Source organism: Tenacibaculum salmonis (genome assembly GCF_041053065.1).
In the GTDB taxonomy this organism is placed as follows: domain Bacteria; phylum Bacteroidota; class Bacteroidia; order Flavobacteriales; family Flavobacteriaceae; genus Polaribacter; species Polaribacter pacificus_A.
Genome location: NZ_JBFCVV010000001.1, coordinates 2,592,137 through 2,607,711 on the forward strand (window position 1 = coordinate 2,592,137; position 15,575 = coordinate 2,607,711).

Annotated in this window: 18 protein-coding genes and 1 riboswitch; all 18 genes read left to right on the forward strand. The window is 31.4% G+C overall.

Annotation, left to right across the window (positions count from 1 at the left end):
• The 18 genes from infA (at position 1) to thiH (ending at position 15,575) form a co-directional block, all read left to right on the forward strand.
• Positions 1-216 carry a translation initiation factor IF-1 gene (infA, locus tag AB0T67_RS11440; protein WP_024740627.1) on the forward strand — a complete coding sequence of 72 codons (216 nt, stop codon included), beginning with the start codon at positions 1-3 and terminating at the stop codon, positions 214-216.
• 12 nt (positions 217-228) lie between these two features.
• Positions 229-345, forward strand: coding sequence for a type B 50S ribosomal protein L36 (ykgO, locus tag AB0T67_RS11445; RefSeq protein ID WP_073316873.1), 117 nt, complete (start codon positions 229-231; stop codon positions 343-345).
• Positions 345-710, forward strand: coding sequence for a 30S ribosomal protein S13 (gene rpsM / locus AB0T67_RS11450; protein ID WP_101903630.1), 366 nt, complete (start codon positions 345-347; stop codon positions 708-710). The genes ykgO and rpsM overlap by 1 nt, the downstream gene beginning before the upstream one ends.
• A 79-nt stretch (positions 711-789) precedes the next feature.
• A complete protein-coding gene (rpsK, locus tag AB0T67_RS11455) occupies positions 790-1,176 on the forward strand; it encodes a 30S ribosomal protein S11 (RefSeq protein ID WP_058884672.1) in 387 nt (128 codons plus the stop codon).
• A 129-nt stretch (positions 1,177-1,305) separates the two neighbouring features.
• A complete protein-coding gene (rpsD, locus tag AB0T67_RS11460) occupies positions 1,306-1,911 on the forward strand; it encodes a 30S ribosomal protein S4 (RefSeq protein ID WP_271230444.1) in 606 nt (201 codons plus the stop codon).
• Positions 1,912-2,005: 94 nt separating this feature from the next.
• Positions 2,006-2,998: a DNA-directed RNA polymerase subunit alpha gene (locus AB0T67_RS11465; protein WP_369220397.1), complete on the forward strand. Its 993-nt coding sequence runs from the start codon at positions 2,006-2,008 to the stop codon at positions 2,996-2,998.
• 60 nt (positions 2,999-3,058) lie between these two features.
• Positions 3,059-3,532 (forward strand): 50S ribosomal protein L17, encoded by a 474-nt coding sequence (rplQ, locus tag AB0T67_RS11470; RefSeq protein WP_271230443.1) that lies wholly within the window; start codon positions 3,059-3,061, stop codon positions 3,530-3,532.
• A 98-nt stretch (positions 3,533-3,630) separates the two neighbouring features.
• Positions 3,631-4,746, forward strand: coding sequence for a glutamine-hydrolyzing carbamoyl-phosphate synthase small subunit (gene carA, locus AB0T67_RS11475; protein WP_369220398.1), 1,116 nt, complete (start codon positions 3,631-3,633; stop codon positions 4,744-4,746).
• 104 nt (positions 4,747-4,850) lie between these two features.
• Positions 4,851-6,140, forward strand: coding sequence for a phosphopyruvate hydratase (gene eno / locus AB0T67_RS11480; protein ID WP_271230441.1), 1,290 nt, complete (start codon positions 4,851-4,853; stop codon positions 6,138-6,140).
• Between the two features lie 490 nt (positions 6,141-6,630).
• Positions 6,631-7,917 (forward strand): citrate synthase, encoded by a 1,287-nt coding sequence (locus tag AB0T67_RS11485; protein ID WP_271230440.1) that lies wholly within the window; start codon positions 6,631-6,633, stop codon positions 7,915-7,917.
• A 75-nt stretch (positions 7,918-7,992) separates the two neighbouring features.
• A complete protein-coding gene (locus AB0T67_RS11490) occupies positions 7,993-8,949 on the forward strand; it encodes an arginase (protein WP_369220399.1) in 957 nt (318 codons plus the stop codon).
• 173 nt (positions 8,950-9,122) lie between these two features.
• Positions 9,123-9,217, forward strand: a riboswitch (TPP riboswitch).
• Positions 9,218-9,265: 48 nt separating this feature from the next.
• Positions 9,266-9,469, forward strand: a complete 204-nt coding sequence (gene thiS / locus AB0T67_RS11495; RefSeq protein WP_271230438.1) for a sulfur carrier protein ThiS — start codon at positions 9,266-9,268, stop codon at positions 9,467-9,469.
• A gap of 51 nt (positions 9,470-9,520) precedes the next feature.
• A complete protein-coding gene (gene thiC, locus AB0T67_RS11500; RefSeq protein ID WP_369220400.1) occupies positions 9,521-11,380 on the forward strand; it encodes a phosphomethylpyrimidine synthase ThiC in 1,860 nt (619 codons plus the stop codon).
• Between the two features lie 275 nt (positions 11,381-11,655).
• The gene (locus tag AB0T67_RS11505) at positions 11,656-12,252 is read left to right on the forward strand and encodes a thiamine phosphate synthase (RefSeq protein ID WP_369220401.1); all 597 of its coding nucleotides are present in this window, start codon (positions 11,656-11,658) and stop codon (positions 12,250-12,252) included.
• An 11-nt stretch (positions 12,253-12,263) separates the two neighbouring features.
• A complete protein-coding gene (locus tag AB0T67_RS11510; protein ID WP_369220402.1) occupies positions 12,264-13,019 on the forward strand; it encodes a hydroxymethylpyrimidine/phosphomethylpyrimidine kinase in 756 nt (251 codons plus the stop codon).
• A gap of 1 nt (position 13,020) precedes the next feature.
• The gene (thiE, locus tag AB0T67_RS11515) at positions 13,021-13,668 is read left to right on the forward strand and encodes a thiamine phosphate synthase (RefSeq protein WP_369220403.1); all 648 of its coding nucleotides are present in this window, start codon (positions 13,021-13,023) and stop codon (positions 13,666-13,668) included.
• Positions 13,669-13,685: 17 nt separating this feature from the next.
• Entirely contained in the window at positions 13,686-14,456 is a 771-nt protein-coding gene (locus AB0T67_RS11520; protein WP_262910031.1) for a thiazole synthase, read from the forward strand.
• A gap of 3 nt (positions 14,457-14,459) precedes the next feature.
• Positions 14,460-15,575 (forward strand): 2-iminoacetate synthase ThiH, encoded by a 1,116-nt coding sequence (gene thiH / locus AB0T67_RS11525; protein ID WP_369220404.1) that lies wholly within the window; start codon positions 14,460-14,462, stop codon positions 15,573-15,575.

Consider the following 15,575-nt stretch of genomic DNA (forward strand, 5'->3'; position numbering starts at 1 on the left):
ATGGCTAAACAACCAGCAATTCAACAAGACGGAACAATTACTGAAGCATTATCAAATGCAATGTTTCGTGTAGAATTAGAAAACGGACATATTGTTACGGCTCACATTTCAGGGAAAATGCGTATGCATTATATTAAACTATTACCAGGAGATAAGGTAAAGTTAGAAATGAGCCCATATGATTTATCAAAGGCAAGAATTACTTACAGATATTAAAAACACACACTGATGAAAGTAAGAGCATCATTAAAGAAGAGAAGCGCCGAGTGCAAAATTGTACGACGAAAAGGCAGATTATACGTAATAAATAAAAAGAATCCTAGATTTAAACAAAGACAAGGGTAATGGCAAGAATAGCAGGTATTGATATTCCAAAGAATAAAAGAGGTGTTATCGCTTTAACTTACATCTTTGGTATAGGAAACAGTAGAGCTAAAGAAGTTTTAGCAGAGACAAAAATAGACGAAAGTATCAAAGTTCAAGATTGGAGCGATGATCAAATTGCAGCAATTCGTGAGCAAGTAGGTAGTTTTACTATTGAAGGTGAGTTACGTTCTGAGGTTCAATTAAGCATTAAGCGTTTAATGGATATCGGATGTCAGAGAGGTATACGCCATAGACTTGGTTTACCTTTAAGAGGTCAAAGAACAAAGAATAACTCTCGTACAAGAAAAGGTAAGAGAAAAACTGTAGCTAATAAGAAAAAATAAGTTAGATAAGTAATAAAGATCTAATAATAGTTGTAAAACTATAAAGTTAGAAAACTAAATTACTAAAACTATAATAATCATGGCAAAGTCTAAAGTAGCAAAAAAACGTAAAGTTGTAATAGAATCAGTTGGTGAAGCTCACGTAACTGCATCTTTTAACAATATTATTATTTCTTTAACAAACAAAAAAGGTGACGTTATTTCTTGGTCATCTGCAGGTAAAATGGGTTTTAGAGGTTCTAAAAAGAACACTCCATACGCAGCTCAATTAGCCGCAGAAGATTGTGCTAACGTAGCAAAAGAAGCAGGTTTACGTAAAGTAAAAGTGTATGTTAAAGGACCAGGTAACGGTAGAGAATCTGCAATCAGATCTATCCATAATGCTGGAATTGAAGTAACTGAAATTGTTGATGTTACTCCTATTCCTCATAACGGATGTCGTCCACCAAAAAGAAGAAGAGTATAAGTTGATTTTATCAACTTATATTTTTGTTTCGCGTACTTTAGTGCGCAATAAAATATATTTTAACTAAGTAGGAACAAGATTATCGAAGGAGTACGCCTTAATTCATAATCCCTACTAAAATAACAAGAAATGGCAAGATATACAGGACCAAAAACTAAAATTGCTCGTAAGTTTGGTGAAGCAATTTTTGGAGAAGATAAATCTTTTGAAAAAAGAAATTACCCTCCAGGACAACACGGAAACGCAAGAAGAAGAGGTAAGAAATCGGAATATGCTACCCAGTTAATGGAAAAGCAAAAAGCGAAATATTCTTACGGAATTTTAGAGCGTCAATTTAGTAATTTATTTAAGAAAGCTTCTGCTTCTAAAGGAATTACTGGTGAGGTTTTATTACAATTATGTGAATCTCGTTTAGATAACGTTGTTTTCCGTTTAGGAATTGCTAACTCAAGAAGAGGTGGACGTCAATTAGTTTCTCACCGTCACATTACTGTGAATGGAGAAATTGTTAACATTCCTTCATATGATGTACAAGCAGGAGACGTTATTGCTGTAAGAGAGAAATCTAAATCATTATTAGCTATTGAAAATTCTTTAGCTGCAAACAGTAATGTTTACGAATGGTTAAGCTGGAATTCTGATTTAAAATCAGGTACTTTTATTAAAGCACCTGAAAGATTACAGATTCCTGAAAACATCAAAGAGCAATTGATCGTAGAATTATATTCTAAATAATAAATTAATCATCTTGGTATTTAGCCAAAGGGTTTATCTGTGTTTCTTCAAACTAATAAACCGCGCAACTAAATAACAATTAAAACGAAGAAAAATGGCAATTTTAAATTTTCAAAAGCCTGATAAAGTAATAATGATCGAATCTACTGATTTTTCAGGAAGATTTGAATTCAGACCTCTTGAACCAGGTTTTGGATTAACAGTTGGTAACGCTTTAAGAAGAGTTTTATTATCTTCATTAGAAGGGTTTGCTATCACATCATTACGTGTTGACGGTGTTGACCATGAGTTTTCAACAATTCAAGGAGTTGTAGAAGATATTACAGAAATCATTTTAAATTTAAAACAAGTTCGTTTTAAGAAACAAATTGAAGATACTGATAGAGAAACAGTATCTATAGCAGTGTCAGGTCAAGAGCAATTTACTGCAGGAGATTTACAGAAATTTACTTCAGGTTTTCAAGTATTAAATTCAGATTTAGTATTATTTAACTTGGATAAATCAGTAAGTTTTAACGCTGAAATCACTATCGAAAAAGGTAGAGGTTTTGTACCCGCAGAAGAAAACAAAAGACCAGGTGCACCATTAGGAACAATTTTTACAGATTCTATTTACACTCCTATAAAGAATGTAAAATATGCTGTTGAAAATTTTCGTGTAGAGCAAAAGACCGATTTCGAAAAATTAGTTTTCGATATTGATACTGACGGTTCTATCAACCCTAAGGATGCTTTAACAGAAGCTGCAAAAATTTTAATCCACCACTTTATGTTATTCTCTGATGAGCGTATCACTTTAGAGGCAGATGAAATTGCACAAACTGAAACATACGATGAGGAATCATTACATATGCGTCAGTTATTAAAGACGAAATTAGTAGATATGGATTTATCTGTTCGTGCTTTAAACTGTTTAAAAGCTGCAGAAGTAGATACTTTAGGCGATTTAGTATCGTTCAATAAAAGCGATTTAATGAAATTTAGAAATTTCGGTAAAAAATCATTAACTGAATTAGATGAGTTAGTGGCAAATAAGAGCCTTAATTTTGGAATGGATTTAAGCAAATACAAATTAGATAGAGATTAACCTTTCATATTTTGCTCCCCAAAAAGGGTTGTAGCAAGATGAAAGCTAAAAACCAAAGTCATGAGACACGGAAAGAAATTTAATCATTTAGGTAGACAAACAGCGCACAGAAAGGCAATGTTAGCTAATATGGGATGTTCTTTAATAGAGCACAAACGTATTAACACAACTGTAGCTAAAGCGAAAGCTTTTCGTACGTTTATTGAGCCTATTATTACTAAATCTAAAACAGATACAACTCATAATCGTCGTACAGTATTTAGCTATTTACGTAGCAAAGAAGCTGTAACGGAATTATTTAAAGAAGTTTCTGTAAAGATTGGAGATAGACCAGGAGGATATGTACGTATCATCAAATTAGGAAACCGTCAGGGAGATAATGCTCCTATGGCAATGGTTGAATTAGTTGATTACAACGAAATTTACAATCCAAAAGGAAACAAAGCTAAAAAGAACACTCGTCGTAGCCGTCGTGGTGGAGCTAAGACTGCTGATGCAGCTGCTGAAACTCAAACTTCACAAGAAGAAGAATAAAAATGAAAATTTTTATAAATTATATCAAAGGGATAAACATTTAATGTTTATCCCTTTTTTTTTATATTTTTGCACTCAAAAGATACAATACATACTAAATGAAATATCAACAACGTAAAAAAGCACTAGTTTTGTTAGCAGACGGAACTATCTTCTATGGAAAGTCTATTGGGATAGAAGGCACTTCAACTGGAGAAATTTGTTTTAATACAGGTATGACTGGTTACCAAGAAATATTTACTGATCCTTCTTATTTTGGTCAATTAATGGTAACTACCAATGCACATATTGGTAATTACGGAATTAACAATGAAGAGGTAGAGTCTGAAGGGATTAAAATTTCTGGATTAATTTGTCGTAATTTTAGTTTTACACATTCTCGTGTAGATTCTGATGGAAATTTATTAGACTGGTTTAAAGAACATAACTTAGTTGCTATTTCTGATGTAGATACCAGAGCATTGGTTGCTTACATTAGAGACAACGGAGCTATGAATGCTATTATTTCTACAGATGTAGATAATATAGATGCTTTAAAGAAACAATTAGCTGATACACCTAACATGGAAGGTTTAGAACTAGCATCAAAAGTATCAACTAAAGAACCATATTTTGTTGGAGATGAAAACTCACCAATTAAAGTATCTGCATTAGATATTGGAATTAAAAAGAATATCTTAAGAAACTTAGTAAAAAGAGGAGCGTACATAAAAGTATATCCTTATAATGCTACTTTTGAGCAGATGAGTGATTTTAATCCTGATGGTTATTTTATCTCAAATGGTCCTGGAGATCCTGAGCCTTTAGTAGATGCTCAAAATACAGCAAAAGAAATTATAGCAAGAAATTTACCTTTATTTGGAATCTGTTTAGGACACCAAGTAATTGCTTTAGCTAACGGAATTTCTACTTATAAAATGCATAATGGACATAGAGGTATTAATCATCCTGTAAAAAACTTAATTACAGGTAAAGGTGAAATTACTTCTCAAAACCATGGTTTTGCTATTAATAGAGAAGAAACAGAAGCTCATGATGATGTAGAAATTTCACATGTACATTTAAATGATCATACTGTTGCAGGTATTAGAATGAAATCTAAAAATGTATTTTCTGTTCAGTATCACCCAGAGGCAAGCCCTGGACCACATGATGCAGAATACTTATTTGATGAGTTTATTGAAAATATCAAAAAAGCAAAAACTGAAGCATAATCATTTTACTAAAATAAATGAGCTTCAATTTATAAATTAAAATTATAAAAATTAAGATTCCCGTACATTAAAGTTACGGGAATCTATATTAAAAAGAAACAATTATGAGTATTATAATCAACATTCACGCACGTCAAATTTTTGATTCAAGAGGTAATCCAACAGTAGAAGTAGATGTTACTACAGAAAATGGTGTTATTGGTAGAGCAGCAGTTCCTTCAGGAGCTTCTACAGGAGAACACGAAGCTGTTGAATTACGTGATGGCGGAAAAGATTATATGGGTAAAGGAGTATTAAACGCTGTAAAAAACGTTAATACATTAATTTCTCAAGAATTATTAGGAGTATCTGTTTTTGAACAAAACATGATTGATCAACTTATGATTGATTTAGATGGTACTCCAAACAAATCTGTTTTAGGAGCAAATGCTATTTTAGGTGTTTCTTTAGCAGTGGCAAAAGCAGCAGCAAACGAATTAGGTTTGCCTTTATATAGATATATTGGTGGTGTTTCTGCAAATACATTACCTGTTCCAATGATGAATATTATCAATGGAGGATCACATTCTGATGCACCTATTGCATTTCAAGAATTTATGATAATGCCTGTAAAAGCTAAAAATTTCACTGAAGCAATGAAAATTGGTTCTGAAATTTTTCATCATTTAAAAAGTGTTTTACATGATAGAAATTTATCAACAGCAGTTGGAGATGAAGGAGGTTTTGCACCAACTTTAGACGGTACTGAAGATGCTATTGAAACAATTGCTTTAGCAACTAAAAATGCAGGATACAAATTCGGAGAAGAAGTTATGATCGCTTTAGATTGTGCTGCCGCTGAATTTTTTGTTGATGGTAAATATGATTATACTAAGTTTGAAGGAGCTAAAGGAAAAATCAGAACAAGTAAAGAACAAGCAGATTATTTAGCTTCTTTAGCTGAAAAATATCCTATTATTTCTATTGAAGATGGTATGGATGAAAACGACTGGGAAGGTTGGAAGTATTTAACTGAAATTTCTGGTGATAAGGTACAATTAGTTGGAGACGATTTATTTGTAACTAATGTTGAGCGTTTATCTAGAGGAATTGAAAATGGAATTGCAAATTCAATTTTAATTAAAGTAAACCAAATAGGAACTTTAACTGAAACAATTTCAGCAGTAAATATGGCACATAATGCAGGTTATACTTCTGTAATGAGTCATCGTTCTGGTGAAACAGAAGACAATACTATTGCTGATTTAGCTGTCGCTTTGAACTGTGGACAGATTAAAACTGGTTCAGCTTCTCGTTCTGATAGAATGGCAAAATACAATCAATTATTACGTATTGAAGAAGAATTAGATGGAACAGCTTATTTTCCACAAGACAAAGCTTTTAAAATTAAATAATTATTTTAATTATATATTTATACAGAATACCATTAAAAAGATACACTTAAATAGCTTTATTTTAAGAATTTTATAATGAAAGTATCTCTAAAATATAAAGTACTCTGTATTAAAAAAAAAGTAAAACTCATGTTTAGGCATGAGTTTTTTTATGATATGAAATCTGTTGTTTATTTATCATAAATATAAAAAAAAACAATGATAATCATCATAATCATTTTTTAAGTATTATTTATTTATCACCATTGTAATTTTATATTTTTTGAATTAAGTGAATAATCATATTGTTTTTTGAATTATCTTAGTTTAAGATACTTAAAAAGTTAGTGTTATCTATAAATGATTATCAGAATAAAAATTTATTATTCTATTACAAATTATAAGATAAATATGCCTCTGAATGTAAAAATCTATAGAAGCCTATTTTTAAAATACTTTTAAAAATAGTATATTCGCAACTGACTTCAACCCCAAAAAAAATAAGAAAAAAATGGCAGATATAGCAAAACTACAAATAGGTGAAAATACATATGAATTTCCTTTAATTAAAGGAACTGAAAATGAAACTGCAATTGATATCAAAACTTTAAGAGGAGCTTCTGGAGGTGTTATTACTATTGATCCAGGGTATAAAAACACAGGTTCTTGTTTAAGTGCTATTACATTTTTAAATGGTGAAGAAGGAATTTTAAGATATAGAGGTTATTCTATTGAAGAATTAGCAGAAAAATCAGATTTTTTAGAAGTAGCTTTTTTATTAATTTTTGGAGAATTACCAACTGCAGGTGAATTAGAAAAGTTTAAAAAAGATATTTGTGCACAATCTATAGTTGATGAAGATATCAGAAAAATAGTAGATGCATTTCCTAGAACTGCACATCCAATGGGTGTTATTTCATCATTGACATCTGCTTTAACAGCATTTAATCCTACTTCTGTAAATGTAGATTCAGAAGAAGAGATGTATAATGCAATTGTTAAAATTTTAGGTAAATTTCCTGTATTAGTAGCATGGACAATGCGTAAAAAACAAGGACTTCCTTTAGATTATGGTGACTGTAATTTAGGATATGTAGAGAACACTTATAAGATGATGTTTAAGCAACCTAATAAAGATTATGTTAGAAATGATATAGTTGTAAATGCATTAAATAAATTATTGATTTTACATGCTGATCATGAGCAAAACTGTTCAACATCTACAGTAAGAATAACAGGTTCTTCTCATGCAGGATTATTTGCATCACTTTCAGCAGGTATTTCAGCTTTATGGGGACCATTACATGGTGGAGCAAATCAAGCCGTTTTAGAAATGTTAGAAGCTATCAAAGCTGATGGTGGAGATACTAAAAAGTATATGGCTAAAGCGAAAGATAAAAACGATCCTTTCCGTTTAATGGGATTCGGACACCGTGTTTATAAAAACTTTGATCCAAGAGCAAAAATTATTAAAGTTGCTGCAGAGGAAGTTTTAAATGATTTAGGTATTGATGATCCTATTTTAGAGATAGCAAAAGGATTGGCTGAAGAAGCTTTAAGTGACCCTTATTTTGTTGATAGAAAATTATATCCAAATGTAGATTTTTATTCAGGGATTATATACAGAGCAATGGGAATTCCTGTAGAGATGTTTACAGTAATGTTTGCTTTAGGACGTTTACCTGGATGGATAGCACAATGGAGAGAAATGCGTTTAGGTAAAGAGCCTATTGGAAGACCTCGCCAAATTTATACAGGAGCAAATCACAGAGCATTTGTAGAGGTTAGTAAAAGATAAAAAAAACATTAAAATGCCATTTAATTATGGCATTTTTTTATAGACAAATAAATAAGATTACAAAACATAATAATAATGAGTTCAATAAAAATTATTAAAAACAGATCTGATATTGGTGCAGGAACACGTGGTGCTGATATGGGAATTGATGCCATAGAAATAGCTGCTATCAATCAAAATAACGATTTTTTTAATCGTTTTGAATTTGAAGATGTAATTACAGAAAATGAATCTATTTACGATAAAAAAAATAACTCATTTGGTAAACAAATAAAGAGTGTTTTTAATCAATGTAAAAGAGTAAGTAATCACGTTAAGGTTAATTTACAAGAAGGTAATTTTCCAATAGTACTTTCAGGAGATCATTCATCAGCTTTAGGAACTATTAGTGGTGTTAAAGCAGCAAACCCAACAAAAAAAGTTGGTGTTATTTGGATTGATGCTCATGGTGATTTACATACGCCATATACATCTCCTTCAGGTAATATTCATGGTATGCCATTAGGAGCTGTTATTTCTGATGATAATTTAGACTGTCAAATAAATGATGTAGATAGAGAAACTGCTGATTTATGGGATAGAATGAAAAATATAGGAACACCAGGTCAAAAAGTATTACCTGAAGATATTATCTTTTTTGGTGTTAGAGATACCGAAGAGCCAGAGGAAAAACAAATGGAAAAATATGGTATTAAAAACTATATGGTTGCAGAGGTTCGTTACCGAGGTTTAGAAGTTTGTGTAAATGAAGCATTAGAAAAATTATCTAATTGTGACATTATTTATGTGTCTTTTGATGTTGATGCAATGGATTGTGATATGATTTCTTATGGTACAGGTACACCTGTTGCAAAAGGTTTTGATGATAAAGAAATTGTTAAAATTATCAACGGGTTATTAGCAAGTAAAAAAGTAGCTTGTGTTGAATTTGTAGAAGTAAATCCTTTATTAGATTTAAAAGGAAATAAAATGGCAGAAACTGCTTTTGATGTTTTAAATCAAATTACAGAAACAATTAAAGAATTATACTAGATATAAAATCTTAAAATATTTTTTAAAGCCTATCTTTTATAAAAGATAGGCTTTGTTTTTTATAAATGATTTAACTATTTGAAATTGAGTTGAAAATCAATAAAAACAAAAAAATAAAGTTAAAAATCAATTTAAAATAAGTTGTTTTATTTAATTAAAGCATACATTTGTCTTGTAAACTTTAGGAGTAGCTATTAAATTAGTTTGAGAAACATCCTTAGAACCTGATTTGGTTAAGACCAACGTAGGAAAAAGTTATGTTCGATAATATATCGAAATACTACCACCATTTGGTTTACAGTAATATTTTATAAATATGATTACTATAAAAGTAAACCAAAAAGAACATCAAATTTTAGAAACCTTAACATTACAACAGTTCGTTGAATATTTAAATATTCAAACGAATGGAATTGCTATTGCTATAAATAGTAGTGTGGTTAAAAAAACTGATTGGTCTTTAAAGTTACTTCAACATAATGATGATATTTTAATTATAAAATCAACTCAAGGAGGATAAAACTCAGGTTGATTTTTATTTAAAAAGGTAAAAGAAAAACTAAATTATCAAATGAAGAACAAAGACACTGCACCAAAACAAGAAGGAATTACTAGAAGTCCATTTCCTAATTCACAGAAAATTTATGTAAGCGGAAAAATTCACCCGCAAATTAAAGTAGCAATGCGTGAAATTTCGTTAAGTGATACGGTTGATTCTATGACCAAAAAGAAAACGCCAAACGAACCAGTAACTGTATATGATACTTCAGGACCATATACTGATCCTGCTAAAGAAATTGACGTACACGCAGGAATTGAAAGAATTCGTGAATCTTGGATTAAAGACCGTGGAGATGTTGAGCAGTTGACTAAGTTTTCTTCAGAATACTGTAACGAACGTTTAAATGATGCTAGTTTAGATCATATGCGTTTTAAGTTATTAAAAAATCCTTTACGTGCTAAAAAAGGGCAGAATGTAACACAATTACATTACGCTAAAAAAGGAATCATTACGCCAGAAATGGAATATATCGCTATTCGTGAAAATCAACGAATAGATGAAATGACCGAAATTAGAAAACAACATAAAGGTGAACATTTTGGTGCTAATATTCCAGAGAAAATTACGCCAGAATTTGTAAGATCAGAAGTAGCAAGAGGTCGTGCAATTATTCCATCAAACATAAATCATCCAGAAGCAGAACCTATGATTTTAGGTAGAAACTTCTTAGTGAAGATAAATGCAAATATTGGTAATTCTGCCGTAACATCTTCTATTGAAGAAGAAGTAGAAAAAGCAGTTTGGGCTTGTCGTTGGGGAGCAGATAATATTATGGATTTATCTACAGGGGAAAATATTCATGAAACTCGTGAGTGGATTATCCGTAACTCGCCAGTACCAGTAGGAACTGTGCCAATTTATCAAGCATTAGAAAAAGTAAACGGTGTTGCTGAAGATTTAACATGGGAAATTTTCCGTGATACTTTAATCGAACAAGCTGAACAAGGAGTTGATTATTTTACGATTCACGCAGGAGTTTTATTGCGTTACGTACCAATGACGGCAAAACGTGTTACAGGAATTGTATCTCGTGGAGGTTCAATTATGGCAAAATGGTGTTTAGCACATCATAAAGAAAGTTTCTTATATACTCATTTCGAAGATATTTGTGAAATATTAAAACAGTACGATGTTGCCTTTTCTTTAGGTGATGGATTACGCCCTGGTTCGGTAGCAGATGCCAATGACGAAGCACAATTTGCTGAATTAGAAACTTTAGGAGAGTTAACTCAAATAGCTCGTAAGCACGAAGTACAGTGTTTTATTGAAGGACCAGGTCACGTGCCAATGCACATGATTAAAGAAAATATGGAGAAGCAAATTGAACTTTGTGATGAAGCTCCTTTTTACACTTTAGGACCTTTAACTACTGATATTGCACCAGGTTACGATCATATTACTTCAGGAATTGGAGCAGCTATGATTGGTTGGTACGGATGTGCAATGTTATGTTATGTAACTCCAAAAGAACATTTAGGTTTACCGAATAAAGAAGATGTTCGTGTAGGTGTAATTACTTATAAATTAGCGGCTCATGCTGCCGATTTAGCCAAAGGACATCCAGGTTCTCAGCACAGAGATAATGCGTTGAGTATGGCTCGTTTTGAGTTCCGTTGGGAAGATCAATTTAATTTAGGACTAGACCCTGAAAGAGCTCGTGAATATCATGATGAAACTTTACCAGCAGCAGGTGCTAAAGTGGCACATTTCTGTTCAATGTGTGGACCAAAGTTTTGTTCAATGAAAATATCGCAAGAAGTTCGTGATTTTGCAGCTGTTAACGACATTGTTGATAATGAAGTTATTGCCAAAGGAATGGAAGAGAAATCAAAAGAATTTATAGAAAAAGGATCAGAAGTATATTTATAAAATAAAAGTAAGAATAAGAGGAAGAAAAAAAAAAGAAGAAGAAGAAGAGGGAGGTTCCTACGCCTTGAAAAAAGGCGTAGTCGGGCTTTCCGTTATATCTTTTTTATTTTGAAAAAAAATAAAAAAGGATGCCACTGCAATCCCTAACCCAAAAAGTCCCTCGTAATTATGAAGTCCCCCGTAATTATAAGAAAGTACTTAGTAAGTAATTTGCCGTTCCAAGAATAAATTAGGTTATTTTTGACAAAAATAAGTATCCATAAAATTAAACGAATATGATAGTTCTTATATCCCCAGAAAAAGACGTAGAAAATGAAATACAAATACTACATCAATTATTCGAAGCGGGTTTAGAATATTATCATTTAAGAAAACCATTTAAAGATTATCAAGCGCATGTTGCTTATTTGAATCAGGTATCAGAAAAATATCATAATCGAATAGTAACACATTATTTTCATGAACTCGTTAATGAATATTCTTTAAAAGGAATTCATTTTCAAGAACAAAAAAGGCGTGATGCGTTAGAAAATGGAAGTCGTTATTTTATAGGTTTACAAATGTTAGGTAAAACCATGAGTAGTTCTTTTCATGAGCCAGAAGAATTATCGGCTTGTGATATCGAATTTGATTACCATTTATTAAGTCCTGTTTTTTCATCTATCTCAAAAAAAGGATACGAAGGAAGAAATTTTGATGTCAATGATATCGATAAAATAATTGTAGGAATGGGTGGAATTACAACCAAAACCATAGCGCCAACCATTGAATTAGGTTTTCAAGGAATTGGTGTTTTAGGTGGTGTTTGGAATTCTGAAAATCCAGTAGAAAGTTTTAAAAGCATCCAAAAAGAGTTTGATTCATTACAATAAAGCGTTATAAATTGAAAACACCAAATTACATACTTACCATTGCAGGACTAGACCCGTCAAGCGGTGCAGGAATTACTTCAGATATTAAAACATTTGAAGCTCATGGTTTGTATGGATTATCAGTATGTACAGCGGTTACTGTTCAAAATGATATTGCTTTTAAAAATTGTATTTGGATTGATGAAAAAATCATACTCGCTCAAATTGAAACATTATTTGAACGTTTTACAATTACAGTTGTTAAAGTAGGAATTATTCAATCTTGGGAAATTTTACTAAATATTATTCTAAAATTAAAAAAAATAAATCCTAAAATTAAAATTGTTTTAGACCCTATTTTAAAAGCAAGTGCTGGTTTTAATTTCCATCAAAAAGAAAATTTAAAAGTATTTGAAAAAGTGTTGTATAATTGTGCTATTGTAACACCTAATTTTGATGAAATAAAAGCATTATTTCCAAGTAAAAATATAATGGAAACTATTGATTTTATCTCAAAAAAAACAAACATTTATTTAAAAGGAGGGCATAGAATAGATAAAAAAGGATGGGATACCGTTTATTATAATAAAATAGTAGAACTAAATATTCCGCCTATAGCAAATTCCATTTCCGAAAAACATGGAAGCGGTTGTGTTTTATCATCGGCATTAGCGTCAAATTTAGCGTTAAATGTTCCTTTTGAAAATGCTTGTATAAATACAAAAAGGTTTACAGAACAATTTTTAAATTCAAACAAATCTCTTTTAGGAACTCATAATTACAAGTAAAATGATTAGTAAATTACAGTATATAACACAAGGTAAAACAGCAGAAGATCATTTAGATAATATTCAAACAGCTTGTGCATCGGGTGCAGAATGGGTACAATTACGATTAAAAGGTTTTGATCCTAAAACAATTTTAGAAACCGCAAAAAAAGCCAGAGAATTAACGGCTCATTATCAAACAAGATTAATTATAAACGATTACTACAAAGTAGCCAAAGAAGTAAATGCAGATGGTGTTCATCTAGGAAAAAAAGATGATTGTCCGTTAAAAGTGCGTGCTTATTTGGGGAAATTTTATAGCATTGGAGGAACTGCAAACACCTTAGAAGAATGTAAAGTTTTACTAGATAAAAAAGTAGATTATATCGGTTTAGGTCCTTTTCGTTTTACAGAAACTAAAAAGAATTTAAGCCCTGTTTTAGGAACATCAGGATATAAAAAAATAGTAGAAGAATTACAAACAGAAACACCAATAATCGCTATTGGAGGTATCACTTTAGATGATGTTGCAGAAATTGTACAAACAGGTATTTATGGAGTTGCTGCATCAGGAGCTATTACCAAAGATTTTACAAGTATTCCTGTTTTTCATAAAATTTTAAGTTCACCAAGCACACAAGAACAAGTGTATAAAATGGATGACAAGTAGTTTTTTAAAAACAAAAAATGAACGATATATTAAAAATAGCAGATAAAGAATTTACATCTCGATTATTTACAGGAACAGGTAAGTTTAGTTCATCAAAATTAATGAAAGAAGCATTATTAGCCTCTGAAAGTGAATTGATAACTGTTGCTTTAAAAAGAGTAGATGTTCAAAATAAAGAAGATGATATTTTAACACATTTAATACATCCTCATATAAGTTTATTGCCAAATACATCAGGTGTTCGAACGGCAAAAGAAGCGGTTTTTGCTGCGGAATTGTCAAGAGAAGCATTAGAAACAAATTGGGTGAAATTAGAAATTCATCCTGATCCTAGATATTTATTACCCGATCCTATTGAAACCTTAAAAGCTGCCGAAGAATTGGTTAAAAAAGGTTTTGTAGTGATGCCTTATATTCATGCAGACCCTGTTTTATGTAAGCGTTTAGAAGATGTTGGTACACAATGTGTAATGCCATTAGGGGCACCAATAGGAAGTAATAAAGGCTTGAAAACACAAGATTTCTTAGAAATCATTATAGAACAATCAAATGTTCCTGTAATTGTTGATGCTGGTATTGGTGCACCATCGCACGCAGCATATGCAATGGAATTAGGAGCTGATGCAGTTTTAGTAAATACGGCAATTGCAGTATCTCAAAATCCTGTGGCAATGGCAAAAGCGTTCAAAATGGCTGTTGAAGCTGGAAGAATGGCATATGAAGCAAAACTAGCACCTGTTCAGAAACAAGCAGTAGCAAGTAGTCCGTTAACTAGTTTTTTAAATTAAAATATGAGCAATTTTAAAGAACTTTTTGATACCTATAATTGGGATGATAACTTAAAAAGTATTTTTGATAAAACAGCTGTTGAGGTAGAATATGCTTTGTCAAAAGAAAAATTAGATTTAGAAGATTTTAAAGCATTAATATCGCCTGCTGCACGTCCGTATATTGAGCAAATGGCTCAAAAAAGTAGTCTACTTACTAAAAAAAGATTTGGTAATACCATACAAATGTATGCGCCAATGTATTTGAGTAATGAGTGTCAGAATATTTGTACGTATTGCGGATTTAGTATGACCAATAAAATACCTAGACGTACTTTATTAGATGCTGAAATTTTAAAAGAGGTTGCTTTTTTAAAAGATAAAGGATACGATCATATTTTGTTAGTTACGGGTGAAGCAAATAAAACTGTCGGTGTTGATTATATTAAAAATGCTATTCAGTTAATTCGTTCTCAATTTTCAAATATTACTATCGAGGTTCAGCCTTTGGATCAAGAAGAATATGAATCGTTAATTGAAGCAGGATTATATGCTGTGTTGGTTTATCAAGAGACATATCATAGAGAGGAGTATAAGAAACATCATCCGAAGGGAAAAAAATCTAATTTTGATTACCGTTTAGATACGCCTGATAGGTTAGGAAAAGTAGGGATTCATAAAATAGGTTTAGGTGCTTTATTCGGATTAGAAGATTGGCGTGCCGATAGTTTTTTTACTGCTTTACATTTAAAATATCTACAGAAAACATATTGGAAAACAAAGTATTCTATTTCTTTTCCAAGGTTACGACCACATTCTGGTGGATTAGAACCAAAAGTTGAAATGACAGATAGTGATTTAGTGCAATTAATTTGTGCTTTTCGTTTGCTAGACGAAGATATTGAGCTATCAATGTCAACAAGAGAAAGTGAAGTTTTTAGAAATAATATCGTAAATTTAGGGGCTACTTCTATAAGTGCGGAATCAAAAACAAATCCAGGTGGTTATACGGTTGAACCTCAGTCGTTAGAGCAGTTTCAGATTTCTGATGAAAGAAGCACAGAAGAGGTTGTGAAAATGTTAAAAGAACAAGGATTAGAAGTGGTTTGGAAAGACTGGGAACAGTTTGAATCAATATGA

Excerpts from the sequence above, each read along its gene's own strand:
- infA (WP_024740627.1), top strand. The coding sequence starts at position 1 with ATGGCTAAACAACCAGCAATTCAACAAGACGGAACAATTACTGAAGCA.
- ykgO (WP_073316873.1), top strand. The coding sequence starts at position 229 with ATGAAAGTAAGAGCATCATTAAAGAAGAGAAGCGCCGAGTGCAAAATT.
- rpsM (WP_101903630.1), top strand. The coding sequence starts at position 345 with ATGGCAAGAATAGCAGGTATTGATATTCCAAAGAATAAAAGAGGTGTT.
- rpsK (WP_058884672.1), top strand. The coding sequence starts at position 790 with ATGGCAAAGTCTAAAGTAGCAAAAAAACGTAAAGTTGTAATAGAATCA.
- rpsD (WP_271230444.1), top strand. The coding sequence starts at position 1,306 with ATGGCAAGATATACAGGACCAAAAACTAAAATTGCTCGTAAGTTTGGT.
- AB0T67_RS11465 (WP_369220397.1), top strand. The coding sequence starts at position 2,006 with ATGGCAATTTTAAATTTTCAAAAGCCTGATAAAGTAATAATGATCGAA.
- rplQ (WP_271230443.1), top strand. The coding sequence starts at position 3,059 with ATGAGACACGGAAAGAAATTTAATCATTTAGGTAGACAAACAGCGCAC.
- carA (WP_369220398.1), top strand. The coding sequence starts at position 3,631 with ATGAAATATCAACAACGTAAAAAAGCACTAGTTTTGTTAGCAGACGGA.
- eno (WP_271230441.1), top strand. The coding sequence starts at position 4,851 with ATGAGTATTATAATCAACATTCACGCACGTCAAATTTTTGATTCAAGA.
- AB0T67_RS11485 (WP_271230440.1), top strand. The coding sequence starts at position 6,631 with ATGGCAGATATAGCAAAACTACAAATAGGTGAAAATACATATGAATTT.
- AB0T67_RS11490 (WP_369220399.1), top strand. The coding sequence starts at position 7,993 with ATGAGTTCAATAAAAATTATTAAAAACAGATCTGATATTGGTGCAGGA.
- thiS (WP_271230438.1), top strand. The coding sequence starts at position 9,266 with ATGATTACTATAAAAGTAAACCAAAAAGAACATCAAATTTTAGAAACC.
- thiC (WP_369220400.1), top strand. The coding sequence starts at position 9,521 with ATGAAGAACAAAGACACTGCACCAAAACAAGAAGGAATTACTAGAAGT.
- AB0T67_RS11505 (WP_369220401.1), top strand. The coding sequence starts at position 11,656 with ATGATAGTTCTTATATCCCCAGAAAAAGACGTAGAAAATGAAATACAA.
- thiE (WP_369220403.1), top strand. The coding sequence starts at position 13,021 with ATGATTAGTAAATTACAGTATATAACACAAGGTAAAACAGCAGAAGAT.
- AB0T67_RS11520 (WP_262910031.1), top strand. The coding sequence starts at position 13,686 with ATGAACGATATATTAAAAATAGCAGATAAAGAATTTACATCTCGATTA.
- thiH (WP_369220404.1), top strand. The coding sequence starts at position 14,460 with ATGAGCAATTTTAAAGAACTTTTTGATACCTATAATTGGGATGATAAC.